The 24,530-nt window shown below is 49.6% G+C and carries 23 protein-coding genes and 1 pseudogene; 17 read left to right on the top strand and 7 right to left on the bottom strand.

What is annotated here, in order from left to right; all coding sequences use genetic code 11:
- The first annotated feature begins 9 nt into the window (after positions 1-9).
- The 4 genes from FD32_RS00875 (at position 10) to FD32_RS00860 (ending at position 3,832) form a co-directional block, all read left to right on the top strand.
- Positions 10-1,443: an APC family permease gene (locus FD32_RS00875; protein ID WP_056962084.1), complete on the top strand. Its 1,434-nt coding sequence runs from the start codon at positions 10-12 to the stop codon at positions 1,441-1,443.
- Between the two features lie 114 nt (positions 1,444-1,557).
- Entirely contained in the window at positions 1,558-1,923 is a 366-nt protein-coding gene (gene rplS / locus FD32_RS00870) for a 50S ribosomal protein L19 (protein ID WP_047768552.1), read from the top strand.
- A 186-nt stretch (positions 1,924-2,109) separates the two neighbouring features.
- Positions 2,110-2,775 carry a TMEM175 family protein gene (locus FD32_RS00865; RefSeq protein ID WP_235803732.1) on the top strand — a complete coding sequence of 222 codons (666 nt, stop codon included), beginning with the start codon at positions 2,110-2,112 and terminating at the stop codon, positions 2,773-2,775.
- Between the two features lie 385 nt (positions 2,776-3,160).
- Positions 3,161-3,832, top strand: coding sequence for a beta/alpha barrel domain-containing protein (locus FD32_RS00860; protein WP_047768554.1), 672 nt, complete (start codon positions 3,161-3,163; stop codon positions 3,830-3,832).
- A 37-nt stretch (positions 3,833-3,869) separates the two neighbouring features.
- Here the strand turns inward: FD32_RS00860 and FD32_RS00855 are convergent, their stop codons facing one another.
- A complete protein-coding gene (locus FD32_RS00855) occupies positions 3,870-5,087 on the bottom strand; it encodes an MFS transporter (protein ID WP_047768556.1) in 1,218 nt (405 codons plus the stop codon).
- A 45-nt stretch (positions 5,088-5,132) separates the two neighbouring features.
- A complete protein-coding gene (locus tag FD32_RS00850; RefSeq protein WP_047768558.1) occupies positions 5,133-6,497 on the bottom strand; it encodes an MFS transporter in 1,365 nt (454 codons plus the stop codon).
- 127 nt (positions 6,498-6,624) lie between these two features.
- Here FD32_RS00850 and FD32_RS00845 point away from each other — a divergent pair, with 127 nt between their 5' ends.
- The 6 genes from FD32_RS00845 to FD32_RS00820 all read left to right on the top strand — a co-directional run bounded on the left by FD32_RS00845 (position 6,625) and on the right by FD32_RS00820 (position 13,553).
- Positions 6,625-7,479: a metallophosphoesterase family protein gene (locus tag FD32_RS00845; protein WP_047768561.1), complete on the top strand. Its 855-nt coding sequence runs from the start codon at positions 6,625-6,627 to the stop codon at positions 7,477-7,479.
- A 125-nt stretch (positions 7,480-7,604) separates the two neighbouring features.
- Positions 7,605-7,874: a 30S ribosomal protein S14 gene (gene rpsN, locus FD32_RS00840; protein WP_047768563.1), complete on the top strand. Its 270-nt coding sequence runs from the start codon at positions 7,605-7,607 to the stop codon at positions 7,872-7,874.
- Positions 7,875-8,079: 205 nt separating this feature from the next.
- Positions 8,080-8,643, top strand: coding sequence for an alkyl hydroperoxide reductase subunit C (gene ahpC, locus FD32_RS00835; RefSeq protein ID WP_047768565.1), 564 nt, complete (start codon positions 8,080-8,082; stop codon positions 8,641-8,643).
- A gap of 21 nt (positions 8,644-8,664) precedes the next feature.
- Positions 8,665-10,320, top strand: a complete 1,656-nt coding sequence (locus FD32_RS00830; protein ID WP_047768567.1) for an FAD-dependent oxidoreductase — start codon at positions 8,665-8,667, stop codon at positions 10,318-10,320.
- Between the two features lie 218 nt (positions 10,321-10,538).
- Complete coding sequence (gene asp1, locus FD32_RS00825) at positions 10,539-12,092, top strand: accessory Sec system glycosyltransferase Asp1 (RefSeq protein ID WP_047768569.1); 1,554 nt, start codon at positions 10,539-10,541, stop codon at positions 12,090-12,092.
- Positions 12,093-13,553, top strand: a complete 1,461-nt coding sequence (locus tag FD32_RS00820) for a glycosyltransferase (protein WP_047768571.1) — start codon at positions 12,093-12,095, stop codon at positions 13,551-13,553.
- A 132-nt stretch (positions 13,554-13,685) separates the two neighbouring features.
- Here FD32_RS00820 and FD32_RS00815 read toward each other — a convergent pair whose 3' ends face one another.
- Positions 13,686-15,092: a C69 family dipeptidase gene (locus FD32_RS00815; protein ID WP_047768573.1), complete on the bottom strand. Its 1,407-nt coding sequence runs from the start codon at positions 15,090-15,092 to the stop codon at positions 13,686-13,688.
- 155 nt (positions 15,093-15,247) lie between these two features.
- On the opposite strand from FD32_RS00815, the gene FD32_RS00810 reads away from it, so the two are divergent.
- The 4 genes from FD32_RS00810 (at position 15,248) to FD32_RS00795 (ending at position 19,440) form a co-directional block, all read left to right on the top strand.
- Positions 15,248-17,077 (top strand): cation:proton antiporter family protein, encoded by a 1,830-nt coding sequence (locus FD32_RS00810; RefSeq protein WP_047768575.1) that lies wholly within the window; start codon positions 15,248-15,250, stop codon positions 17,075-17,077.
- A 73-nt stretch (positions 17,078-17,150) separates the two neighbouring features.
- Positions 17,151-17,339: a 2-hydroxymuconate tautomerase gene (locus FD32_RS00805; RefSeq protein ID WP_047768577.1), complete on the top strand. Its 189-nt coding sequence runs from the start codon at positions 17,151-17,153 to the stop codon at positions 17,337-17,339.
- 62 nt (positions 17,340-17,401) lie between these two features.
- Complete coding sequence (gene glpK, locus FD32_RS00800; RefSeq protein WP_047768579.1) at positions 17,402-18,907, top strand: glycerol kinase GlpK; 1,506 nt, start codon at positions 17,402-17,404, stop codon at positions 18,905-18,907.
- A gap of 20 nt (positions 18,908-18,927) precedes the next feature.
- Positions 18,928-19,440, top strand: coding sequence for a hypothetical protein (locus FD32_RS00795; protein WP_047768581.1), 513 nt, complete (start codon positions 18,928-18,930; stop codon positions 19,438-19,440).
- A gap of 81 nt (positions 19,441-19,521) precedes the next feature.
- Here FD32_RS00795 and FD32_RS00790 read toward each other — a convergent pair.
- The 4 genes and pseudogenes from FD32_RS00790 to FD32_RS00775 all read right to left on the bottom strand — a co-directional run bounded on the left by FD32_RS00790 (position 19,522) and on the right by FD32_RS00775 (position 22,725).
- Positions 19,522-20,763, bottom strand: a pseudogene (locus tag FD32_RS00790) (oxidoreductase).
- Between the two features lie 111 nt (positions 20,764-20,874).
- Entirely contained in the window at positions 20,875-21,852 is a 978-nt protein-coding gene (locus FD32_RS00785; protein ID WP_047768583.1) for a linear amide C-N hydrolase, read from the bottom strand.
- Between the two features lie 67 nt (positions 21,853-21,919).
- Entirely contained in the window at positions 21,920-22,165 is a 246-nt protein-coding gene (locus FD32_RS00780; RefSeq protein WP_056962083.1) for a hypothetical protein, read from the bottom strand.
- Complete coding sequence (locus FD32_RS00775) at positions 22,162-22,725, bottom strand: sigma-70 family RNA polymerase sigma factor (RefSeq protein WP_047768587.1); 564 nt, start codon at positions 22,723-22,725, stop codon at positions 22,162-22,164. Before FD32_RS00775 ends, FD32_RS00780 begins: the two co-directional genes overlap by 4 nt.
- A 216-nt stretch (positions 22,726-22,941) precedes the next feature.
- On the opposite strand from FD32_RS00775, the gene FD32_RS00770 reads away from it, so the two are divergent.
- The 3 genes from FD32_RS00770 to FD32_RS00760 are packed head-to-tail and all read left to right on the top strand — an operon-like array spanning position 22,942 to position 24,462.
- Complete coding sequence (locus tag FD32_RS00770; protein ID WP_056962082.1) at positions 22,942-23,664, top strand: hypothetical protein; 723 nt, start codon at positions 22,942-22,944, stop codon at positions 23,662-23,664.
- 57 nt (positions 23,665-23,721) lie between these two features.
- A complete protein-coding gene (locus tag FD32_RS00765; RefSeq protein ID WP_235803731.1) occupies positions 23,722-24,150 on the top strand; it encodes a winged helix-turn-helix transcriptional regulator in 429 nt (142 codons plus the stop codon).
- A 48-nt stretch (positions 24,151-24,198) separates the two neighbouring features.
- Positions 24,199-24,462, top strand: coding sequence for a hypothetical protein (locus FD32_RS00760; RefSeq protein WP_047768592.1), 264 nt, complete (start codon positions 24,199-24,201; stop codon positions 24,460-24,462).
- Positions 24,463-24,530: the final 68 nt, after the last annotated feature.

Below are 24,530 nucleotides of genomic sequence, written 5' to 3'. Positions count from 1 at the left end.
GTGGTAGCGATGAGAAAGCTAATTGAACGACTATTTTGGAAACAGAACCCGGGTGTCTACCAGCAAAAGGATGCTAAGCTTACGCCGAGTCTGCGGACGATTGACCTAATTGGCCTGGGAACAGGGATGGTGGTTGGGACCGCCATCTTCACTTTGCCAGGGATCGTTGCCGCCGAGCACACCGGACCGGCCGTGCCGTTGGCCTTCATCGTGGCGGCGATTGGTGCGGGCTTGTCAGCCTTGGCCTACGCTGAAATGTCCTCGGTCTTGCCCTTTGCCGGGTCGGCCTTTTCATGGATCAACGTCCTCTTCGGCGAATTCTTTGGCTGGGTAGCTGGCTGGGCGCTTTTGGCGGAGTACTTAATCTCGGTGGCGTTTGTTGCCTCAGGCTGGTCGGCCTATATGCAAGGCTTCTTAGCCAGTCTAGAGATTAAACTACCGGTGGCTTTGACCGGGGGTTTTAACCCAGCGAAGGGGTCGTACGTTGACATCCTGGCGGCCCTGGCCATTCTGGTGGTCGGCATCCTAATCTCACGGGGGGTTCACCAGGTGAGCCGGATCGAGAACTTCATCGTTTCCATCAAACTCCTGGTGATTATCATGTTTGTGGTTGTCGGGATGACGGCAATCCAGACGAAAAACTACGTCCCCTTTATCCCACCGCATAAGCCGGGCACGAGCTTTGGTGGCTGGCATGGAATCATTGCTGGGACCGCCCAGATATTTATCGCCTACGTGGGCTTTGACGCAATTGCGGCCAATACGGCGGAGACGAAGAACCCGCAGAAGACGATGCCTAGGGGGCTGATTGGGACCCTGGTACTGGGAACCGGTTTCTTTATTGCCGTATCTCTCGTGCTGGTGGGGATGTTTAAGTACTCCCGCTACGCCAACAACGCGGAGCCGGCCGCTTGGGCCCTCCGTCAGTCCGGTCACTACCTGACGGCCAACTTGTTGTCAATCGTGGCAATTGTCGGCATCTTCTCGGCTTTGATTGCGATTTTGCTGGCGTCGTCACGACTGATTTACGCCTTTGGCCGGGACGGGTTGTTGCCGAAGACCTTAGGTGTGGTGGATGGTCGCCACGTGCCCAACCATGCCCTATGGGTGATTACCTTTTTGGCGATGATCCTGGGGTCAGTTTTTCCGTTTACCTTCCTGGCAACGTTGGTCTCGGCGGGGACCCTGGTGGCTTTCATTTTCGTCTCGCTGGGAATTTACGCCCTGCGCCCCCGGGAAGGGAAGGACCTGCCGGACGCGCAGTTTAAGATGCCCTGGTACCCGGTGTTACCGACGATTTCGGCCCTCTTTTCAGCGGTGATTTTCTGGGGACTGAATCGGGACGCAAAGATCCTGATGGTTGGCTGGTTTGTGGTCGGCCTGGTGATTTACTTTGCCTACGGGCTGCGCCATTCGATAATTAACCAGGAACATCGGGATTAACCCTTGAAAGTCGCAGGGAAAGCATGTATAGTAGTTATTGGCTGTTTAGCTGTGAATAACGGTATTCCGCTGCCCGCTTGAGGACATGAATGTCGGCGAAAGGAAAGAAATTTTATGCGTCAAAATAAGTTAATCGAAAAGATTACGGCAAGTCAATTACGTGATGATATTCCAGACTTCCGTGCTGGGGACACTGTTCGTGTTCACGCCCGGATCGTGGAAGGTTCCCACGAACGTATCCAGATGTTCGAAGGGGTTGTTATCAAGCGCCACGGTGCTGGTATCAGCGCTACTTACACCGTTCGGAAGATCAGTAACGGTGTCGGTGTGGAACGGACTTTCCCAGTTCACTCACCACGGGTTGCTAAGATTGACGTTCTACGTCATGGTCGTGTACGTCGTGCTAAGCTGTACTACCTGCGGGCACGTACTGGTAAGGCTACGCGGATTGCTGAAAAGCGTCGCGACGAAGAAAAGTAATCTAATTGCAGTAAAAGAACCCTTGCTTAGGCAGGGGTTCTTTTTGGTTTAAAACTAAAATAAGGTAGATTGTCTATATACTCAGGTAGCGAGGACAGAAATCTAAGCAATAACATTTTATACTGTTGAACTAGCCACTTTTTATTCCAGCCAAAATTGGTTAAAATAGCCTCTGGTGATTTAAAAGTGAGAAAAAACGAAAATAACAAAATAGCTTCGCGTAAACAGATTCAGCAACGCCTCATCAGAATGAAGCAAAAGGGCGCTACGGAATTTAAAGAACACCTTGATAATCTAAACGATGGGGTTATTGCCATCATTTTAACCGTGATGGTCCTGGAAGTACCGCTCCCGAACCAAGCTGGCGTTTCCTACCGAAATTTTATGGGTTCGATTTTTATCTTTTTGGTAAGTTTCTTTGTGGTGGCTAACTTCTGGTATGACCTTAACCGGATGCTTTTGGTTCTTAACCGTGTCACTAAGAAGATGATCATCACCGACTTTGTTTTCCTCGCAGCGCTTTCGGTGATCCCAATGCTGACGAAGTGGATGATGTTGGAGCCAACCGGGTTAGCCGTCTTTGACTATGGAATTGCCTACTTCATTGCCAACCTGATGAAGCTTATCATTTCTGCCACCGCTTGGGAGGAATTTTTCAATGAGGTTGAGGGAAGCCCGAAGATGTTCTCAATGCGGCTCGGTCGCCGGCTTGTGATTGTTTTAGTTATTAACTTCATTCTGATTCTTTTGGCCTACATAATGGCGCGCTGGGTCCTGCTGGCCTACCTCGTGTTGACGATTTATAACTTTTTTTATCCTGAAAAAACGGCTGTTGACCAAAAAGTTAAATGATTGTCCTGCTCCATAATTAATAAAGGGAGCGTGACAGAAGTCATTTATGACTTCGTTTTCACGCCCCCGCGAGCGCAAATAGGGCTCCAGAGTTCGGTTATACCGGACACTGGAGCCCATTTGCGTACCGCGCTGTTCGTATTTGAACTTGGTAAAAGTACTTATGTCACAGCCCCTTTTTCTTTGTTCAGTGATCAGGTTATTATAATGATTTTACTGGACGTTGAATTATTGATATTCGGAGCACTAATTAGGATTCGATAAGCTCAATTGGTATGCTGGCTAAAGTTAATGAAAAGTCTTGACTATTTAAGCAAAATGGTGCATTATATAACCTGAATTTAGCAATTGGTCTAGTTAATGTAATGCTGAAAGGAAGATATTTGTGACCACGCTAGCTTCAATTGGTATATTTATTGACCAGGTGGCGCCAAACGAACTCTCTTGGCGTGCTCAGCAAAACCCTAACAATGGGTTTAGGTTGAGCGTAGCGGGGGAGGAGGCACTTTCCCGCTTAAGGCGGTCAGAAAGTATTAATGTTAGTAACCGGGTAATTATCCCCACGGATGCCCAGACAATCGCGGGTGTTTGTCGACAGGCAGAGCAGCTGACTCTTCTCGGTGATAATGTCTGGGTTCAGGTGCCAGTGATGATTGGCGGGCAATTCTGTGGTCCTTTAATTCGTCACCTGTTGGCCGCGGGCGTCCCGCTGCTTGTGATTGGCATTGCCAGTAAGCGGCAATGTTACCACCTTTTGCAAGAGATCGCATTGCAAGAGATCGCAGGATTTTCAACACCATGTCTGTTAGAATTAAGCCCTGCGATGGCCCGTTATGATACAATTGTCAGCGTTGCCTTGGCGCACCATTTTTCTCAAGTCCAGGTAATTGGTTGCGCAATGACTCCGGCAATGGTATGGGCACTGCAACATCTTCATTTTGATGGGGCAGTGATGACGCCTTTAGTCTATGCTCAGCTAACTTGCCTAAATCAACCATCAATTGGTCAGGCCTGCAGTGTTAAGACGCACAAGACCTATCAATTGGCTATTAACTAAAAAAAGAAGCCGAAGATTCGGCTTCTTTTTTGTTAGATTATGATTCTCGCCGCTTTTGCATGACGAACATGACAACAATGAAGTTGACTAGAAGTGTTAGTCCGGTAACGGCAAAAACCATCGGGTAGTCAAACAGTCCAGAAATTACCGAACCAATTATAGACCCAAGAACAGCACCGGCTGCCTGGAAGGACTGGTTGAGACTGAAAATCCGTCCAAAGGCTTCAGTCGGTATATCTAAAGTTAGGACCGTTTGGATGGCCGGGGTCAAAGCGGCATTGGCCAGGCCCAGGAGGAACCGCCAGAAGGCCAGTGACCATGGAGAATGGGTGAAGGTCATCGGGATAAATAGGACAAAGGCAACCGCCAGTCCGGTTCGCAAAACAACCTTAGGACCAATCTTATCCATCGTATGGCCAACCTTTGAAGCAGAGACCAGTGTCCCCAGTCCCGGGGTCGCAGCCACGATTCCCGCAACTAGGGCCACGTTTCCTTGGTTATGCATCAGAGACTTAACGTACAGACTGATGATTGGCGTAATGGACATTGATGATGAAATGACTACCATCGTCGTGAAAAACATTGTGATGATGGTTGCTGGGTTGTCCAGTTCCTGAAAGATCTGGCCAAGGGGCTTCATCTTCTCTTTCTTGATTGGGGTAAAATGTTCCGTCGTTAAAAAGGTCGTCCCCAAGAAGTTGAGGAACATCAAGATACCGGTGATAAAGAACGGGATTCGGTAACCAAACGCTCCCGAAAGAACACCCCCGAGGAGGGGCCCCACCAGGTTGCCAGCTACCCCTGCCGTGGTCATCGCCGTCATTACCCAGCCAGAGTGGGACCGCGGGGTTTCACCGGCCATCAGTGCGGTTGCGTTATTGATGTACCCGGAAAAGGCCCCCTGGAGGAAACGGAGGGCAATGATCATCCAGACATTTTGTGCCAGGCCAATACAGAAAATTGTACAGGCCATCACCCCGGCCGCCCGCATGCACATTAATTTCCGCCCTTTCCGGTCCGCCAAGTTGCCCCACAGAGGTGAGACAATTGCCTGGCTGACGAAGGTGGCCCCAAATGCTAGCCCGGAGAAGATGTTCAACTGAAAGTGACTGAAGTTACCAAGTTCGTTGATAAACAACGAAATAAAGGGCATGGTCATTGAGTAGCCAGCCCCGGTAATGAAGGCTCCTAGCCAGAGAGTGTAAAAGGTGCGGTGCCGGCCCTGGGGGTACTGGTCATCACTACTTGTTCCCATTTTTCATCTCCTTTTGAAGTTAACAATTAGTTATTGTAACAGGAATTAGCGCCGTTTACTAATTTTTAGATAGTGAGCAAAGGTAAACATCATTAAGACAACCAGGAGGACGGTGATCCACATTGAGAGACGGATCCCGTCGATTAGGTTAGTCGGAATCCCCGCGATGACAACCAGCATCGTTACTGAAACAGCTCCGGAAACCTGGCGAAGCGTGTTATTAAGGGCAGTCCCGTGGCTATTCTCTAATTGAGAAAGACCAGAGAACGCTTCTGATAAGGCCGGACTAAAGACAAAGGCGTTGCCAATCATCCGGACAGTGTAGGCCAGCGTTAAGACCAGGATTGACGAATGCGAAGAAATGGTAACGAAGGGATAAGAGGCAACGAGCATCAAGACCCCACCAGTGATGATCAACCACTTGGGACCATATTCGTCGTAGAGGCGGCCGATAAAGGAGGCCGCTACCCCATTACAAATGGCGCCCGGGAGGAGGATTAAACCGGACTTGAAACTCCCCATCCCCAGAACATTTTCACTGAAGATCGGTATTAGCTGTTCAGTTCCGAGAAGGATCATGAAGGCGAAGATCCCGACAAAGGTCATCAAGCGAAAGGACGGGTACCTGAAGATCTGCACCTTTAGCATTGGGTTTGCCAAATGGAGCTGGCGCTTGACGAAAAAGGCAATAATGACCAGTCCGCAGGCCAGCATTGCCCAGCCAATCCAAACGTTGATTTCAAAAACCGTTAGACTACCGAGGGCCAGGGCTGAACCAACGAGGGAAATGAGGACAGATAGGTAGTCAATCTTGATATCCCTGGTTGCCGAGAAGTTTTGAAGCTTAAAATAACCAATAATGAAGATGACGACCATAAATGGTAAGACGGCAATGAAAAGCCAACGCCAGGAGAGAACTTGTAATAAGAACCCTGAGAGGGTCGGGCCAATTGCTGGGGCAGTTGAGATAACCAGGCTAGAAAGGCCAAGAATTGCCCCGCGCTGCTTAATGGGGTAGATGGAGATCATCGTTGTCATTTGAAACGACATCAGCATCCCACTAGCGGCGGCTTGCATTAACCGGGCTAATAATAAAGAATAGAAATTGGTAGCCAGGCAACCGATGGTGGTACCAACGATAAATGCACCGATTGTCCATAAGAAGACCTGGCGATTAGTAAATTTTTCGTACATATTAGAAGACAGCGGGGTAACGATCCCAATGATAAGGGTATAGCCAGTCGTTAGCCACTGCACAGCATTTAAGGAAACGTGTAACTCATGTTCAATTACCGGCAGTGCCGTAATCATCATTGTCTGGCTGGCTAGGCTGACAAAGGCTGATAAGAGGAGGATGGCGGTGATTAAGCGGCGGGTTTTAGTTGAGATAGTTGGACTAGACGATGACAAGGTATCCTTCCTTTCAAAACGATAATTCACTCAACCAGTTTAGCACCTTTACGACGAAAATTGCTAATGAAAATCGGGGTAAAAAGGTAATATACTATTAATAGGAATAAAAAGGAGGAATCACGGTTTGAAAACAAGAATTGCCGTTTTTTCGGATGTCCACGGTAACCTAAGTGCCTTGCAGGCGATGTATCAAGATAGCTTAAAACAGGGTGTTGACCAGTATTGGTTTATTGGTGACCTCTTGATGCCGGGCCCTAGTGTTACCCGGGTGTGGAAGCTCTTTGAAAAGATGAACCCAGCGGTTGTTGTCCGGGGAAATTGGGATGACTTGGTGGTCCGTGGTGCCCGGGGATTGATGGACCTGGACAAACCTTCCCACGTCTATTTTGCCCGCCTCGCTCAATATGTGGCGCGGCACGCGTCTGTCCAGGTGATTGACAGTATTGCCAACTGGCCAATGCACGTTACCAAGCAAGTGGGGCCACTGAATTTTGGTATTTCTCATAACTTGCCCAATTTAAACATGGGCCAGGCCCTCTTTCCCACCCAGTCGACTAGTAATTTTGACAAGCTTTTCCAGGTCAAAACTGACCAGCCAGTCGACGTGGCAATTTATGCCCATGTTCACCACGAGTTGCTCCGTTACTCAAATGATGAACGAATTATCCTCAATCCGGGGGCGGTCGGGGAACCCTTTAACCACTGGCAGCCTTTACAAAGAGACCTGCGCGCCCACTATTTGATTCTAGAGATTGACGACCGGGGGATGGCCGAGACAAGTTTCCGTCATGTTGCCTATGACCGGACGGTCGAAAGTGACCGGGCAAAAACGGATGCCATCCCGTATGCCGAGTTATACCAGTTGATGATGAAGACTGGCTTAGCTTACACTCATGACCAGGACCTGCTCGCCCGTTACAATAAAAAATATAATTACGCGGATGAATATCGCCAATTTGCCCAGGAAAAGTTGAAGTAAGCCCTTTTAGTTGCTTTTGGTCAATGAATGTCAGATAATCGGTAATGAATGAATTCGCAGATGTTTAATGTTAGTTGTTTGTTACATAAAGTAATTTCTAAATAAAAGGAGCGAAAGCAACTTATATGGCAAAAAAGTCAAAAATTGCTAAATTACACCACCAAGAAGCGTTAGTTAAGAAGTATGCAGCTAAGCGGAAGGCGTTGAAGGCCAAGGGTGACTACATTGCCTTATCCAAGCTGCCACGCAATTCAAGTGCGGTGCGGCTGCACAATCGTGACCGGTATGATGGTCGACCACATGCATACATGCGTAAGTTTGGCATGTCCCGGATTAATTTCCGGAACCTTGCCCATAAGGGACAGATTCCGGGTGTCCGTAAGGCTAGCTGGTAGAAAAAGGAGAACTACCGTTAGCCATACCTGGGCGGTAGTTCCTCAATTAAAGTTAGTTAAAGCAGGCGGGTGTTAATGGAACACCACGCCTGCTTTTTGTCTATAATTTTTTAGAATAATTCTAAAAAGGCCTTGATTAATTCCACAAGTTGGTTATACTTATAAGTGTAGTTAAGAATGATTCTAATTTAAGGAGAGGATATCTATGAATTTTGTTGGACACGAAATTGAAGACTTCAAGGTAAATGCATACCAAGACGGTGAAACAAAGGAAGTTACTAAGAAGGATGTTCTTGGCAAGTGGGCCATCTTCTTCTTCTACCCAGCTGACTTCTCATTTGTTTGCCCAACCGAATTGGAGGCTTTGCAAGACAAGTACGAAGACTTCAAGAAGGCTAACGCTGAGATCTACTCCGTTTCTGAAGATACTGAATTTGTCCACAAAGCATGGGCTGAAGCATCTGACAAGATTGGTAAGATCAAGTACCACATGCTTGCTGACCCTGCTGGTAAGTTAGCCCGGATGTTTGATGTCTTAGACGAAGATGCTGGCCAAGCTTACCGTGGTGTATTCATCGTGGACCCAGATGGCAAGATCCAATCCTACACGATCAACAATATGGGTATTGGCCGGAGCGCTGACGAAATTCTGCGGACCCTGCAAGCTGCTCAATTCGTTCGTGAACACGGTGACCGGGTATGCCCAGCTAACTGGAAGCCAGGTCAAGACTCCATCAAGCCAAGCTTAGACCTTGTTGGTAAGCTTTAATCCGAAAATGGGTGATTAGTTATGGCAGATGAACACTTATACGACCTGATCATCGTTGGGGCCGGGCCAGCAGGATTGTCTGCCGGACTGTACGCCGGTCGGGCGACCCTAGATACCTTGGTCCTTGAGGGCGATACCGTCGGCGGCCAGGTCACTACAACCTCCGTGGTTTACAACTACCCCGCCGTGGAAAAAGTCGACGGGACCCAGCTAATGAACCAGATGCAAAAGCAGGTGGCTGATTTTGGTGTCACCATCGAACACGACCAGGTTGAAAAGTACCAGCTGAAAGACGAAATTAAGGTCCTGGTTGGTAATAGTGGCAAAAAGTACCACGCCCGCAGCGTGATTATTGCCACCGGTGCTAAGCCGCGCAAAGTGGGCTTTCCCGGTGAAGATGAATTCCGGGGACGCGGTGTTGCATACTGCTCGACCTGTGACGGTGAATTGTTCACCGGCCTGCAGATTTTCGTTGTCGGTGGCGGTTACGCCGCTGCTGAAGAAGCCGACTACCTGAGCCGGTTTGGTAAGCACGTTACCGTCCTTGTTCGCAGCGACCACTTCAAGTGCCCACCGTTGATGGCGGCCCGGGCTTTGAACAACCCAAAGGTCTCGGTGGAATACAATACCGAGATCAAGGAAGTCAAGGGTGATGACTACGTAACGGAAGCCACCCTGGTCAACAACAAGACGGGTCGGGAGACAACCTACCACGTTGACGAAGGCGACAATACCTTTGGCATCTTTATCTACGTCGGGACCCAGCCAGCCACCAAGAACCTGCAAGGCATCGTTGACTTGGACGACCGCGGTTACATCAAGGCCAATGCCAATGGTGAAACCAACGTTGCCGGGGTTTATGCTGCTGGGGATGTTATTGTGAAGAATCTCCGCCAGATTATCACGGCGGCTTCTGATGGGGCCGTAGCAGCAACGGCGGCGGAGCAATACATCACCACCCAAAAGCAAAAGCAGGGGATTCCAATCCATGCTGACGTGGCCAAGAAGGCCGCTAAGACAGTTGGTCAAACCACCAACCTGGAAGAGCAGGAAAAGGTAACGCCGCACGAAGGCAACTGGCTGAGTGCTGATATCGACAGTCAACTGAAGCCAATCTTTGACCGCCTGACCAAGGATGTCACCCTGGAAGTCAACACCAATGACAGTGATTTGAGCCAGCAGCTGGTCAGCTTTGTGACCGAGTTTGCCGGCCTCAACGACCACTTCACGGTAACGACAAAGAAGGGTAGCGGTGAATGCCTGCCACTGTTGAAGCTCCTGGACGCAGATGGTAACGACACCGGCTTGCACTATGTCGGGATTCCAACCGGTCACGAACTGAACTCCCTGGTTCTTGGGGTCTACAACGTGGCTGGTCCGGGCCAGACGATTGCACCTGAAATGGTGGATCGGATCAAGAAACTACCTGCTGCTAACATCAGAATTGGGGTTTCTTTGACCTGCCACTTCTGCCCAGACGTGGTCGCGGCTTGTCAACGGATGGCTTCGCTGAATCCAAACATTACCGCGACAATGATTGACCTCCAACACTTCCCGGAACTGCGGAAGAATAAGAAGATCATGAGTGTGCCAGCAACAATGATTGATGACTCACCGGTGATCTTTGGTAGCCAATCACTTGAACAGTTAGTTGCGGCTGTGGAAAAGTATCAATAGGTAAAATTAAAGCGAAAAGTTGCGAGATTGTAGCTCTTCGCTGAATATGAAGGCTTCATGCATGCGGATTCTTCCGGGTGCGTGAAGCTTTTTGTTTAAAACGTATATTTGCTGATAAACTGATTTCGATTCTTTCACCAGCCCCTTATCTGTTTTGACCGTAATTATATTTTGAAGGTAAATGCTACGCAACTTTTTAAATAGTGGGGAAATAAATAATGCTTTACTTTATTAACTTTGGAATGCCAGATTATAAGTCCGGAATTGAGCATGCCGAACTCAAGCGTCTGCGTTTGTTTGAACAGCACGATTACCCGTGCAAGATCATTATTCATGACTGGAGTCGGGACCTTCACGCCACTGCGGCCCGGGCGGGGGTCGATGACCAGCACTTGCTCTCTATGTTTGACTACTTTCAAAAGACGGTTAGTGTCCCCCAACAACGGGTAACGGTCACGGATATTGATCTTGGTATCAGTAATCCACAACTGGTTAAGGATGGGCCCAACCACCGCTACCTCGTGTCGCGTCCGGACGGCCGGCTTTTGGCGCGGGTCAATTACGATGAGGAAAATAATGAGCAGGTAACCTCGGTTGAATTGTTTGATGGATATGGCAACCTTTACCGGGTCGATATTTACGATTCCCGGGGTTTCCGGACCCTTTTGCAGTGGTATTCACCTGATAATAAAATTGACAACGAGGAATGGGTCACCCCGGATGGTCAAGTGGTGATGCGTGCCTTTCATAAGTTCAATGCTCAGGGTAAATTGGTCACCACTGGCTGGTGGCTACAAGACCACAAGCAGCTTGTCCACCAGTTTGCAACGCTGGACCAATTATTTGCCTACTTCTTGAATGTAGTTAATGAAAAGGGGCAAAACACCTTTATACTGGACCGCTCTTTACTTGCCGATGATGCCCTAATTCACCTTGACCGTCCAGCATATACGGTTATGCACCTTCATAATTCTCAAGCGGGCAATGCTCAAGACCCCCTCCATTCGGTTCTTAATGATAATTACGAATACGCCCTCGTCAACATCAATAAGTATTCGGCTTATATCTGTGCGACTGCTCGCCAAACAAAGGATGTCATTACCCGCTTTCACCCGACCTGTGACATGTACACGATTCCGGTGGGGATTGTCCCAGAAAGTCAGTTAAAAGCCCCCCGTGTTCCAGAAAGCCAACGAATCTTTGGCAAGATTATTGCGGTTGCCCGGATTGCCCGTGAAAAGAACCTGGGGGCGTTGATCAAGGCAGTTGAGATTGCCCACGACCGGGTGCCAGAAGTGACCCTTGACCTGTACGGCTATCCTGATTCAGCCAATAATTATGGGGAAAAGCACAAGCTGACTAAGCTTATTCACGAACTGAACTTGACAGATGTAGTGACCTTTAAAGGTTACACCAGTAATGTGGAAGCCGTTGAAGACCGGGCCCAGATATTTGGCCTGACCTCGGTTATGGAAGAATTTAATCTCTCCATCATGGAAGCCATCTCCCATGGTGTGGTTGGTGTGACCTATGACGTTAATTACGGCCCCAATGATATCATTCAAGATGGCCAAAATGGGTACGTGGTTGACTATGGTGATTACCAGGCTTTAGGAGCCCGGCTGATCACCCTTTTCAAGGACCCCGCCTTAATGCAAAAGATTAGTGATGGTGCGTACGATTCTGCCCGTCGTTATTCGCCAGATAATGTTTGGCAGGGGTGGAAAAAACTGATTGATACCGCTAAAGAACGGTTGAAAGGGGTAGAGTAGATGATTTATCTGATTGGCGAAAATGTATTTAGCCTGAATTCGGGGACCGAGTTTTCCCAGTTTCAACGATTGCATGCCTTAAAGAGGGCCGGACATGAGGTAAAGATTGTCACCCGGAACTATAACCGTTTTCTTAGTCAGAACTTAAAGCAGCACGGCCTTGACCAACAAGATTCAATCAATATGTATGATTTCTTCCAGAAGGCCCTGAACCAGCCGCGAAAAAAGCAGGGTCTTCGCTACCTCGAGAGCATTCTCCTTCAGGACTACCATGTTGTGGGAATTGATAATAACCGGTCAGAAGTCCACTACCAGGGAAAAACAATTGCCAACATTCACGTGATGCCCGCAACAGTCGGCCTGGTTGGGGATGTTGAATACCTCGATGACCTGGGCCATCCTGCCGTCCGTGAGTACTGGGACTGGCGGGGATTCAAATCAATGGTTGAATCTTATCATCCAGACGGGACAATTGGGAGCCAGCGTTTTCTTGATCCACACGGGCAGGTCGTTTTAGAGATTACCCACATGAATATTGACGGCCAGGTCCGGCCGACAATGTGGAAGCTCCTTAATTATGGGGGACATAACCGTATTTTTGATTCCGAGTCGGCAATTTTTACCTTCTTTCTAAACGAGTTAAATCGTCAACGGCAAGGAACCTTTATCAGTGACCGGCGAAGCTTAGATGCCAATGTCTTAGCGGTTGATCAACCCGTTCAGACGATTGCGGTAATCCATAGTCAAGCCAAAGATAAGCAGGGAATTTATGCCGATTACCAGTTGGCGTTAAACGGAAATACAACCACTCACTTTGACAAGGTGGCCCTACCTACTAAGCAGGAGGAACGGGCCCTTCGCCGGTTCGTTACTTACCCTAACTGCTTGCATCATGTAATGGACTGCTATTACAAAGTGACAACTAAGGACCGTCAATTAAGTGCCAAACCAACGCTGGTCTACCGCGGCATGCTAACGGAAGTGAAGCGGATTTTGGACCTCATCTCCGCCTTTCAACTTATTCACCAGCAGTTACCAAATGCCCGTTTTGTCATGCAGGGCTACTTTACCGCTGGTTATCAATCGTCGGTTGAAAATTTGATTAAGCAGTCGGGCCTTAACGATAGCGTCGATTTACTGAATTACAAGGTGCAGCCAACCATCTATGACCATACCGACCTCTTCATTAACGCCAGTGAGAATGAGGGGCTGGGGATGAACATGGTGGAAAGTATGAGCCACGGCGTCCCAGTGATCAGCTATGACGTTCCTTACGTAAATACTTTATTGCCAAATAATAATTTGGTCGCAAACGGGGACCCAGCAGCCCTCGCAAAGCGGGTAGTAGCCACTTTAAGTGATTCACAAGGGTACGCGGCTTTATCGAAAAAGGCCTACCAGATTGCAGGCCAGTATAACGAAACCGACTTTGTAAGGCAATGGGAAGAACTATTGGGTTGAAAAATATTAGCACCTGGAATTAACCTCTAAACGGGCGAGTTCGAAGCGCTTATTTCCTGTAACGACTTTCTAACATTCGAAAAGGGGCTGGTGAGAAAATTATTTCTCCCGGCCCCCTTGTAATTAAAATTATCAAAGGTTTTCATCTGTATTGAAGTTTAACGGCGAATAATCGGTCATCTTGGTGATCAGTTCCAGGACCAGCTTCTTGTAGGCATTCATGGTGTCGACCGCAAAGTTGTTGCTCTGCTGGGTCAGGTAGGCCGGCCGTTTGTCGGCCGCCAGTTTAGCAACAACGGCGTCCGTTTCCTGGATCATCTTAATGGCGGCACTCTTGCGCTCCTTTTGGACATCCTCTAAGAGGGGCAAGAAGTCATGGAGGTGGCTGTCAACGAGGACGCTGGCGTGCTTGAAAATCCAGTAGGCCGAGTTAAGTTGGGCGGGAAGCTTGCCCCGCTTGTAAGGCGCCGGAACATCGGTAATGCCGTTGAAGAAGGGCACGTAGGTACTTTGTGCCGCCACGCCCATTGCCAGCCAGTGGATATTGGCTCCCGGCTGCCGGTTCATCTGGAGAACGTGGGACTCTTGGGTCTTGGCCAGGCTGATTGGCCGGTACTTGTGGGCATCCGGGCCCTTACCTAGTGGGTCATAAGGGGTGCCTTCAAAGTGGTTGGCCAGGTACTGCTGGGCATCGAAGACTGACAGCTTCTTTTCCGGCTTCATGATGAAGGGGAGGTCGGTATCCTCAGGGTGCTCGTCCTTAGCAGCGTTAGGGCTGAACATCTGGTGACCAACCCAGACCCGGGGTTCACTGTAAATGGCGTCTGACCGGTCGGCGGTGCCGAAGATCTGCCGGAAGTTGAAGCCTTCCTTGGCCGGGTTGAGGTGGTTGGCGGCCACGAAGTCCTGGATTCCGGGGTGGAACATGAAATTATCCAAGTCATTAAAGTCAATTTCCTGGATGGCCAGCTGATTAGCGACCACCGCGTAGGAATCATCCGGGATCCGCTGGGCCACCCAGTAGTGCCCACTGCCACTCTCAAAGTACCAGGCTTCATCGTTATCGGCGAAGAGGACCCCGTTGGTTTCACCGGTCCCATATTTGGCAATCAAGTCCCCGAGCCGTTGGACACCTTCACGGGCAGTCTTAACAAAGGGGAGGACGACGGTGATCATGGCCTCCTCGTTCAGCCCATCCGGTACTAAGGGGTCGTAGCCCAGGACCAGTGGGTTGGCGTAGGCACTTTCGGTCGCACTCATTGCCACGTCGTATTCGTTAATGCCGTCTTCTTCAAACAGGCCTTCCTTGTCCGTCCATTCCGGGGTGGCCGTGTAGCGAGCGCTGTTTGTGGGCAGCTCCAGTTCAAACTTCGAGTCCTTGGAGATGAAGCGTTTGCCAAGGGCCCCGTGCTGGTGGACGACCATGTGTTTGGGCCAGGCGGCTTTGGCGTCTTCGTTTCGCCCAATCATGATTGTGCCGTCGATACTTGCGTTTTTACCAATTAAGATGCTTGTGCAGGCACTTAACTTATTTGTCATGGAATTTAGAAACTCCTTTTTTGTGATTATTAACGTTTATCAATTGTACATTGAAAATCACCGGAAGTCGACTGGGATGCTAGCAAAATAATTGTTTTCATTTAAAGGCGCCGATAATATAATAGTGAAGATAAAAAGTAAGGGAGCAAGACACTATGGAGCAAATCTCTGTATTAATCATAATGGTAGCGGCGCTGATCATTCCAATCGTGATGGCCCGCTTCAAAGTTTCAAACGTGCCCACCGCGGTTGCGGAAATCGTAATGGGGATCATTCTCGGTAAAAGTGTGCTTAACATTGTATCCCCAAACGCAATCCTAAATATGATGTCGACCTTTGGGGTGATCATGTTGATGTTTCTTTCGGGAATGGAAATCAACTTTGACCTTTTCAAACGTCAGCCGGGAAAAAAGCGCGATAGCAAGTCATCGGTTAGTCTGGCGAGCCAGTCCTTTCTTGTAGTAATTATTACTGCAGTAATCTTGGGTTCAATTCTGCACTTCATCGGCCTCTTTTCGGACGTCTTCTTGGCCACCATCCTCTTCTCGACGGTGGCCCTCGGGGTGGTCATCGCTACCCTGAAGGAAAAGGAGATCCTTGGCCGGCCAGCAGGGCAGACTATCCTGTTGACGGCAGTGCTGGGGGAAGTTGTTCCGATGCTTTCCCTTACCATTTACGCTTCCATTAATGGTGGCAACGCTGGCCGGTTATGGCTGATCCTCCTCCTGTTTTTGGCCGCTATCGTCCTCTTACGTCGGTTTAAGCAGCCCTATATCTGGTTCAACCGAATCTCTAAATCGACAACGCAACTCGATATTCGGTTGGCCTTCTCATTAATTTTTATTTTGGTGACGATTGCGGAGACTGTGGGGGCCGAGAACATCCTAGGAGCTTTCTTGGCCGGGATGGTCATGAAACTATTGGAACCGACGGAGGCAACAAAGGATAAGCTGACCTCGATTGGTTATGGCTTCTTGATTCCGTTCTTCTTTATCATGACTGGGGTGCGCCTCGACTTACGGACCTTGGTTACTCACCCGCAAGCTTTAGTACTGATCCCGGTTTTGGTTGCTTGCTTTATCATTGCCAAGTTACCAATCATGTTTATTTATAAACGGCGCTTTTCACCCCGCAATTCCTTTGCCGGCAGCTTCCTGGTGGTAACCACAATTACCCTGGTCCTGCCTTCGTTAACAGTTGCTCGCAACCTCCACGCCATCACTAGTACCCAATCGGATGCCTTCATTTTGGCGGCCGTGGTGGTTTGCTTGATTGCACCCGTGATTTTCAACTCACTTTACAAGCTAGAAAAAGCCGACCTAATTAAGCAACGGGTTGTCTTTGTCGGCACCAATACCTTTAGTGTGCCGGTTGCCCAGCAGCTTTCAAGAAATTGGTACGAAGTTCGGATGCTGACGGATAGTGCAGAAAACTATAAGACCTATAATAGCGAGGTTAGTGCCTTAACCTACCTGCCAGAACTAACTGAGGAAGCATTACAAAAGGGCCACTTCTTTGATACCGACGTGATGGTCCTGGCTTTCCCAAGTGACAAGAAGAATGCCCGACTGGCAGTGATGGCCAAGAAGGCCGGTGTAAGCCGGGTAATTGCCGGACAAAATGCGCCGGGACGAAACCGTGAAAAGGTTAGTGCCTTGGCCGATATCGGGGTGGAAATCTATAACACCTTTAACGTCCAGATCAGTGTCCTCCGTTCCCTGATTGAGACGCCATCGATTCTGGAAATGTTAACGGATACTGATGCTGGCCTATATGAAGCTGTAGTTCGCAACCAGCGGTTTATTGGACGTGAGTTACACACCCTGCCGTTCATTGACCAGATTACGGTTAGCCGGATCTACCGCAACCACCAGGCAATCTCGCCCCATGGTGATACGGTCTTAGAAGAGGGCGATCACATGATCTATACTGGCGAAAGAGCAGCTGCTGAAGAAGCCCGTAGGCAGTTGCGACGGCGGAATTAATCGCTTTCAGGGATATCTTTATTACTATATTTATGGTAAGATGAAGAAAGATTAATCGAGGAGGGTATTACTCATGCCATTGGTTCATATTGACCTGATTGAAGGCCGGAGCGAAGAACAACTCAAGGGCCTTGTTAAAGATGTTACCGCAGCGATTTCAAAGAACGCCAATGTTCCAGCAGACCGGGTGCACATTGTCTTAAATGAAATGCGTAAGGACCGTTACAGCGTTGGCGGGACGATGGTAAGTGACAAAAAATAACTAATTAAAAGCCACCCGGGGTAATGCCTAGGGGGCTTTTTTGCTGGAAAGGATGAACAACTTTGAATGAGCAACAGTATATAATGGCGATTGACGAAGGAACCACAAGTGCCCGGGCAATTATCTTTGACCACGCCGGTAAGAAGATTGGCATGAGCCAAAAAGAATTTCCCCAGTACTTTCCACAGCCTGGCTGGGTCGAACATGACGCAATGGAGATTTGGGATAGTGTCCAGGCGGTTATCTCCGACGTTATGATTAAGACCCAGATTAAGCCTTATAAGATTGCCGCAATTGGGATTACCAACCAGCGTGAGACCACCGTTATCTGGGATAGAAAGACTGGGAAACCTATTTACCATGCGGTTGTCTGGCAATCAAAGCAAACCAGTGCGATTGCGGAGCAACTGATCAAGGACGGGTATAAGGATATGATCCATGCGAAGACCGGCTTGGTAATCGACTCCTACTTTGCTGCTACCAAGATCAAGTGGATCTTAGACCGGGTTCCGGGAGCCCGGAAGCGGGCTGCCAAGGGTGAGTTGATGTTTGGGACCATTGACACTTGGCTCTTGTGGAACCTGAGTGGACGCCGGGTCCACGCTACCGATGTGACGAACGCCAGCCGGACGATGCTCTTCAACATTCACAAGCTGGAGTGGGACCAGGATATTTTGGACCTGCTGGATATTCCACGAGCCATCCTGCCGGAAGTCAAACCTAGTTCGGCTATCTTTGGTTACACTGGTGACTACCACTTCTATGGGGTCCAAATTCCAATTGCCGGAATTGCCGGTGACCAGCAGGCCGCCCTCTTTGGCCAGGCCGCTTATGAAAAGGGGTCGGTCAAAAACACTTACGGGACTGGGGCCTTTATCGTAATGAATACGGGGCTTGAGCCGACCCTCTCGGATAATGGCTTATTAACCACGATTGCTTATGGAGTCAACGGTAAGACTTATTATGCCCTAGAAGGAAGCATCTTTGTTGCCGGGTCCGCTGTTCAGTGGCTACGTGATGGATTGCAGCTGTTTAAACATGCTAGTGAGTCCGAACAGATGGCCTTAGATGCCCAAACGACCGGTGGCGTTTACGTGGTCCCATCCTTCACCGGACTCGGCGCCCCATACTGGGACCAGGAAGTCCGGGGGGCCATCTTTGGCCTAACCCGAGGGACGAATCGTAAACACCTGGTCCGGGCAACATTAGAGTCAATTGCCCTCCAGACTCGGGACGTAGTTGATACGATGGTCAAGGATACCAAGCTCCCGTTAACTGCCCTGACGGTTAACGGTGGGGCCTCCCGAAACAACTTCATGATGCAGTTTCAGGCAGATATCTTGCAGACACCAATCAAGCGGGCGGCCATGGAAGAGACGACCGCCCTGGGTGCCGCCTTTTTGGCGGGGCTGGCAGTTGACTTTTGGGCTGACCAGGATGAATTACGCCAGTTTTCCAGGATTGGCGATAAATTTGATCCGCAGATGACTGTAGAACAGGCTGATAAAATATATGCTGGCTGGCAGCAAGCCATTAAGGCCGCACAGTTTTTCAGTCACGGTAAATAAATTAATAATAGGTGAATTTAATGGAACAAAAACAACCTAACCAGATGATTGCGGCACTCCGGACGTTTGTAAAAGAAAATCGGGAGGACCAGTTTGGTCCCCACGAGTCGTTATATGTCGAGATCTTAAAACAGTGGGAAAACCTGAATAGGTATTCCATGGCCTGGGCGGATCCTAAAAGTCAAAGGCTTGCCAAAGACTACTGGCGGGGGATGAACTCATGGTTTAAAAAGTTCATTCGTCAGCAGGATAAGGTCTTAGAACCACAGGCTTTTAATAACCGTGAACTATTCAACCTGTTTGAACAGACGGCTAAGCAAATGGCAACGGATATCCTGTTGATGTTGCCAGATGGTCAGACCAAGCAGTCGGTGGTTAAGATCAATGACTTTGCCTTCCGTCTGCGGACTGAACTCCTGGAATTTAACCAGTTGAACCGGGACGGTTTGACCCCTGCAGACTTTGAGCTCCTGCTGGAATACTGGCACGAGCTTTATCAGCTGGTCGGGCTGCAAGATGAAGAAGTGAATTAAAAAGCTGGAGGAAATTTTCCTCCAGCTTTTTGTTGTATTCGATATTAGTGAATGTGGCTAAGATGATGCTTGCCTTCTGCCTTACTTCATCTGGTCGTTTTGTGGATATTTCATTTCGGTCCAGGCACCGAAGCCTTCGTGAAGGGCCTTGAGGTCGTCAGCCCGGTTAATTGGAATGCCCAGTTGCGGGGCTGAGAAGGTATCAATCAGCCCTTGGGTCAGGTGGCTTGCCTTGGCCTGGGCAGCGGTTAGTGTGGTGACCACCTCATCAGCATGGCCGTTTAAGACCTTGTCGGCAAACAAGGGGTCAATCAGATTTTCCCGTCCAACGGCAACCAGGTCCGCGAGAGCAAGGGCCATTTCGGCATCTTCCTTGCTGGTGATGCTACCGACAATGATTTCCTTAGCACCGTTCAGGTATGGCTTGAAGAGGGTTGCATATGGCTTAGCCGAGTCGTCAAACTTCTGGTCGGCTTGTTCTCGGTCCATCAGGAGGGCGTCCCCTGGCTTGGAGTCATACTTCAGCATTGATAGGTGGATGTAATCCAAGTTGAATTCCTTAGTCAGGTGATCAATCAGCTGGGTAGCCTCGTGCCAGGTGTAGCCAACGTTCTTGCCGTGAATTTCTTCGGGAGAGATTCAGTAACCGACGATGAAGTCCTTCGGAGCATACCTCTTGACAACATCCGTTACTGACTTAACGACCGCAATCGGGAAGTTCATCCGCTTCTCCAGGTTGCCGCCCCAGTGGTCCGTCCGCCGGTTAGAATACTGGGAGAAGAACTGCTGGATCAAGTAGTGGTTAGCACCGTGGATTTCGACACCGTCAAAGCCAGCTTCAATTGCCCGCTTGGCGGCAGTACCGAAGTCGGTGATGACCTGCTTAACCTGCTCATTGGTGAATTCATGGACCTTATACGGCAGGAACGGGAAGTCGATCGCGCTCGGTGCGTAGACCGGCTTATCCTGCATGGCCCGGTAGTTGGCTTCCCGGCCGGTGTGGGCAATCTAGAGAATCGCCTTGTTGCCGGAATGCTTGATTGCTTTAGCGAGCTTCTTAAGCTGGGGGATGAACTTGTCATCATAGACGGCCAATTGTTCCCGACCCCGCTTCCAGGTCATGGCGGGCCCACCATTTTCGCTAACGTAGTGGTATTCGGTGATGATCATTCCACCCGCCTTGGGCCGGGCGTTGTAGTAGTCGAGGGTGTCCTGGGTGGCGTAACCATCTTCACCGCTGTTGGTGAGCATTGGTGGCATGACAAGGCGGTTGGCCACCGTTGCCCCGTTTGGAAAGGTAAGCGCATCATTCAAATTAGCCATAGCAAAAACCTCCTAAAAAGCTTCGACACTTACTTACAAATAAATAGTAACTTAAAAACGCTACCGATGCAAACAAAAAGGTCGCTAACGAATTGTTAGTGGCCTTAAATTCTATTTAACCTCCCGCACCGCTAATCGATCGGGGACGTGGTAGATCTTGGGATGGGACCATTCCAACATGTCGTCGGTCAGTTGGAGCTTGGTGGTGTCGCCCCGGTGGTAGGACTGGAAATAGTATTCCCGCCCCTCAGAGACCGTCACGGACCGGTAAACCGAGTAGGTCGGCTGGTGGCGGCTATTCTGGGGGACAGTCACGCTATCCAGCAGGTGAAATTCACTGGTGATCCCACTAGTCTTATCCTCGGGCACATCGGAACGCTCACGTAAATACGCCGCCCGAATGAAGCGGGCACTTGGTGAATAGTACCCCGGTGGGTTTGCCTTTCCTGAGAGGCGTCCGGTGGTCACCCGTGGCGTGTTTAAAGGGACTTTTCCGGCCTGGAAGGCGGGTGTAAAGTCAACGTATTTTTCCATCTGCTTGAGCTGGCGGTCATAGTCGGGACTATTGGTTACCACGCCCAACGGGTTCTCAATGATTCGCATCGGTTGGCTGGTTGGTTCCACGACCACGATTCGCCCAGTCCGGTCAGCCACGGCAAAGTGCATCTCCGACTTCCCAAACTTAATGTCGTTATGGACGTCGCTCATCAGATCGATTTCCCCGATGTGGTCCGCTAGGTCGGCCACCGACTTGAAGTTGCCCAGAATATAGAAGGCAAACTCGTACGCTGCCAGCTGCACCCGGGAGTCATCCGGCTGGTCAACCAGGGTGGCCCCGTTGTCAAAGGTCAGCTTCTGGGCCATCAAGCCGTACTCGTTGACCCCATCGGAAACGTCGACGTGGTGGGCAGAGAGGCTGCCGCCACCGACTAGGGCATACTTGTTCTGGTACACCCGCTGGTTATAGACCGACTGCCAGCGGAAGTTCCGGGGAACAAAGAGCGGGGAAACGGCCAGCACTGGCCAATCCATCGTTCGCGCCAGGAGGTGGGTCCGGTCGTCAGTTACTTGGTAAATGCTTGTACACATGGTTACCCCTCACTTTCATCTTAGGATTATTGTAAGGGAAAGCGTGCGATTACCAAAGCAATCTGCTTCAACTATGGCGCTTTAGCCAGGATTGCAAAAAAGCACTGAGCTTCTTCACGTCTCCCTTTTGCAGGGCAAAGGTGTCATCATGACTTTCGTTGTTAAAGCCGGGGTTGCTAACGAGCAGGTCGAGTTGGTCCGCTGCGGGATCAGTGGACAGACTGAGCTCGTTTGCGCAGCCGTCGTCCCGGTCCTCACCCCGGTAGTAACAGTGGAACCAATACTGGTCCCCATTAACTTGGTGTTTACTCATTTTCTCACCTCAAATTCATTCCCATTGTAGCTGAGCCGGCGGGCCTTTGCAATCAAGCCCGTCTTCCACTGGTGAACGGCGCTGGGGCTGACTTTATAATGGTCGGCAATCTCCTTATCGCTCCACTGTCGATTGAGTTTGGCATTTAGGTAGCGCCGCTGGTTAAAAGAGCAGTGGGCCGCCAGGGTAGTGAAGTAGTCGGCATTGATGAGGTGCTGCTCCTCACAAGCGGGCCGGGGGTCGACGACGAGCTCAACCGGGTCCTGGTCCGCATCGCTGAGGGCCACCTGCTGGGTGTGCTGGTTAGATTGCTGGAGAATATCGAGTAGGCGCCAGTAGATTCGCTGGTAAGCGTAGGCCATGAAACGGTCATCCAACTGCGGGCAGCCGGGGTAGGCAGCAAAGGCCTCACCAAAGGCTAAGCAGCCCTCCTGGAAGAGGTCATCGTAACAGGTGCTGTAGTAGGAAACATGCAGACGCTTCAAGGCACCGTACACAACGGTGATTCGCTTATCGCTAACCAAGAAATTCAGTCCGCTAGTAATTTTTTCACAATTCATTATTTACATCATTCCTGAGGATAAATTCTCAGGGGCCCTTGAGTACCATCATTTTATCTGGAAAGAGGGTGGGCAAACGAACGATAAAACAGACGTTTAGACCGGGAAAAAGGTGTTGACGGGGATAAAGACAATTGATATCTTAATATTTGTGGAAACGGTTTCATGCTTTCGGGAGAATTCCGTTATTTTTAAATTTGACTTGGGGGAATTTACGTGAATAAAATACGGGTTTTTGATTTTAGTGACCCAGCTTCATTAACAGTTGACGTGACAACGGAGTGCTTTCAGCCCCGTTTCGACAATACGTTGGCGATGACCGCCTACCATAAGCAGACCTTGATTCTAACGACGGAGGGGCAGGTAGTGGCCCTCAAGCAGCCGCTGCGGGAGTGTTTGAAGAGTTTCTGCATCCAAAACGGGATTTACCAGTATGAGATGGACGCCTACTATGATCGGGTTAAGTGCCGGACGCAGGGGCTCATCGCGGGTCATAACCGGCTCGTGCCCAGCCAGGGGACCAGCAACGCCCGGGTGGTTTACTACATGGCCCACTTTCTTGGTAACTACTGTTACTCGACCGAGCGCGACCGCCTGCTGGTATCATTTGAGGATTTTCACCTGCAGATATATATCGATGCCAGTCTGAAGTCCTTCAAGCGAATTGTCAATGCGGCGGACCGGGTGAGCGTCCTCCAGTTGCAGAATATTCAAAATAAGATTGCCCTCTACGGGATGTGGCGGACGGAAAGCAACCTAATTCGGGCCAGTGATACTTACTGCAGCCGGCAGGATGGCCTCCGCTTGAATCAAGATGTCCGCTTCCAGATGCTGCTCAATGCTGCCCGGGCCTCCTTTATCAATACCTTTGGCGAGGAGCCGGACGCCGACTTCCGGCACCAGCTGGAGCGGAGCGTTAACCGGCGCTTCCGTGGCTAATATACTAAAATTAAATATTTGTCTTTTAATCAAGTATAATAGGGGGTAGATAAGGAAATGGATTTTGGGAATGGAAGTGGAAAGATGACTGAAGGGAAGACTGAAAGTGGTTTGGCCTACACTCTTAATATCATGGCCAATCAATGGCAGCCAACGATGATCTATTGGTTAGGCTTTCGGCCATTGAAGAAGAAGGAACTGTTGATGCTACTCCCTAAATTAAGTAACGATCAGCTGTCGGCAGAGTTACACACTCTGCAAAACCTCCGGATTGTAAATCCAGTCAAGAATGACGAGGACCAGTATTCACTAACGGATGACGGCGACCAGTTACGACAGTTGATTGTTTCGTCGAGTTTGTGGGGACTTCAGCAGCAAGACGATAATGAGGACCTAATTTCGGCAAACGTTGTTGAACCGGAGAATACAGCCAGTTTAAGGGACCTGGTTAAGTACAATGATACCGTGGAGAAGTACCTTGGTTAGTCCTTAACCGCAAAAGGACCTATAATAACCATTAAAGGAGGCCTGTTCATGAATAAGGTATTTATGACTGGTTATTATCAGGGAGTCGTGGAAGTGGCACCGGCTTCACTATCAGCAGCGAAGGTCGAGGAGCTTGCTGTAGCAATGACGGTTCAGCACCTGCGCCATGCGGGGGTAGCCATCACGACTATCCATGATTTCCTGGTCGACGATATTGGGGCAGACCAGCGGGTCGTCAACCGCTTCATCAATTTGACGGCGGACGAGCTGGAAAGCGCCCAGGCAAAGATTTTGGCGATTGCGTTTAATTAAACATGTTTAAACTAAAGGGGCTGTGACATAAGTCCCAAATAATTAATGGAGTTAGATGAAATTTTCGG

The organism is Limosilactobacillus panis DSM 6035 (genome assembly GCF_001435935.1).
GTDB classification, from domain to species: domain Bacteria; phylum Bacillota; class Bacilli; order Lactobacillales; family Lactobacillaceae; genus Limosilactobacillus; species Limosilactobacillus panis.
This window is presented reverse-complemented; position numbering and strand designations above follow the sequence as displayed.

What these genes read in the sequence shown, in the direction of transcription:
- FD32_RS00875 (WP_056962084.1), top strand. Translation starts at nt 10, where the DNA reads ATGAGAAAGCTAATTGAACGACTATTTTGGAAACAGAACCCGGGTGTC.
- FD32_RS00810 (WP_047768575.1), top strand. Translation starts at nt 15,248, where the DNA reads ATGGAGCAAATCTCTGTATTAATCATAATGGTAGCGGCGCTGATCATT.
- rpsN (WP_047768563.1), top strand. Translation starts at nt 7,605, where the DNA reads ATGGCAAAAAAGTCAAAAATTGCTAAATTACACCACCAAGAAGCGTTA.
- FD32_RS00855 (WP_047768556.1), bottom strand. Translation starts at nt 5,087, where the DNA reads ATGGGAACAAGTAGTGATGACCAGTACCCCCAGGGCCGGCACCGCACC.
- FD32_RS00765 (WP_235803731.1), top strand. Translation starts at nt 23,722, where the DNA reads ATGGATTTTGGGAATGGAAGTGGAAAGATGACTGAAGGGAAGACTGAA.
- ahpC (WP_047768565.1), top strand. Translation starts at nt 8,080, where the DNA reads ATGAATTTTGTTGGACACGAAATTGAAGACTTCAAGGTAAATGCATAC.
- rplS (WP_047768552.1), top strand. Translation starts at nt 1,558, where the DNA reads ATGCGTCAAAATAAGTTAATCGAAAAGATTACGGCAAGTCAATTACGT.
- FD32_RS00775 (WP_047768587.1), bottom strand. Translation starts at nt 22,725, where the DNA reads ATGAATTGTGAAAAAATTACTAGCGGACTGAATTTCTTGGTTAGCGAT.
- FD32_RS00795 (WP_047768581.1), top strand. Translation starts at nt 18,928, where the DNA reads ATGGAACAAAAACAACCTAACCAGATGATTGCGGCACTCCGGACGTTT.
- FD32_RS00785 (WP_047768583.1), bottom strand. Translation starts at nt 21,852, where the DNA reads ATGTGTACAAGCATTTACCAAGTAACTGACGACCGGACCCACCTCCTG.
- FD32_RS00760 (WP_047768592.1), top strand. Translation starts at nt 24,199, where the DNA reads ATGAATAAGGTATTTATGACTGGTTATTATCAGGGAGTCGTGGAAGTG.
- FD32_RS00815 (WP_047768573.1), bottom strand. Translation starts at nt 15,092, where the DNA reads ATGACAAATAAGTTAAGTGCCTGCACAAGCATCTTAATTGGTAAAAAC.
- FD32_RS00830 (WP_047768567.1), top strand. Translation starts at nt 8,665, where the DNA reads ATGGCAGATGAACACTTATACGACCTGATCATCGTTGGGGCCGGGCCA.
- FD32_RS00805 (WP_047768577.1), top strand. Translation starts at nt 17,151, where the DNA reads ATGCCATTGGTTCATATTGACCTGATTGAAGGCCGGAGCGAAGAACAA.
- asp1 (WP_047768569.1), top strand. Translation starts at nt 10,539, where the DNA reads ATGCTTTACTTTATTAACTTTGGAATGCCAGATTATAAGTCCGGAATT.
- FD32_RS00780 (WP_056962083.1), bottom strand. Translation starts at nt 22,165, where the DNA reads ATGAGTAAACACCAAGTTAATGGGGACCAGTATTGGTTCCACTGTTAC.
- FD32_RS00820 (WP_047768571.1), top strand. Translation starts at nt 12,093, where the DNA reads ATGATTTATCTGATTGGCGAAAATGTATTTAGCCTGAATTCGGGGACC.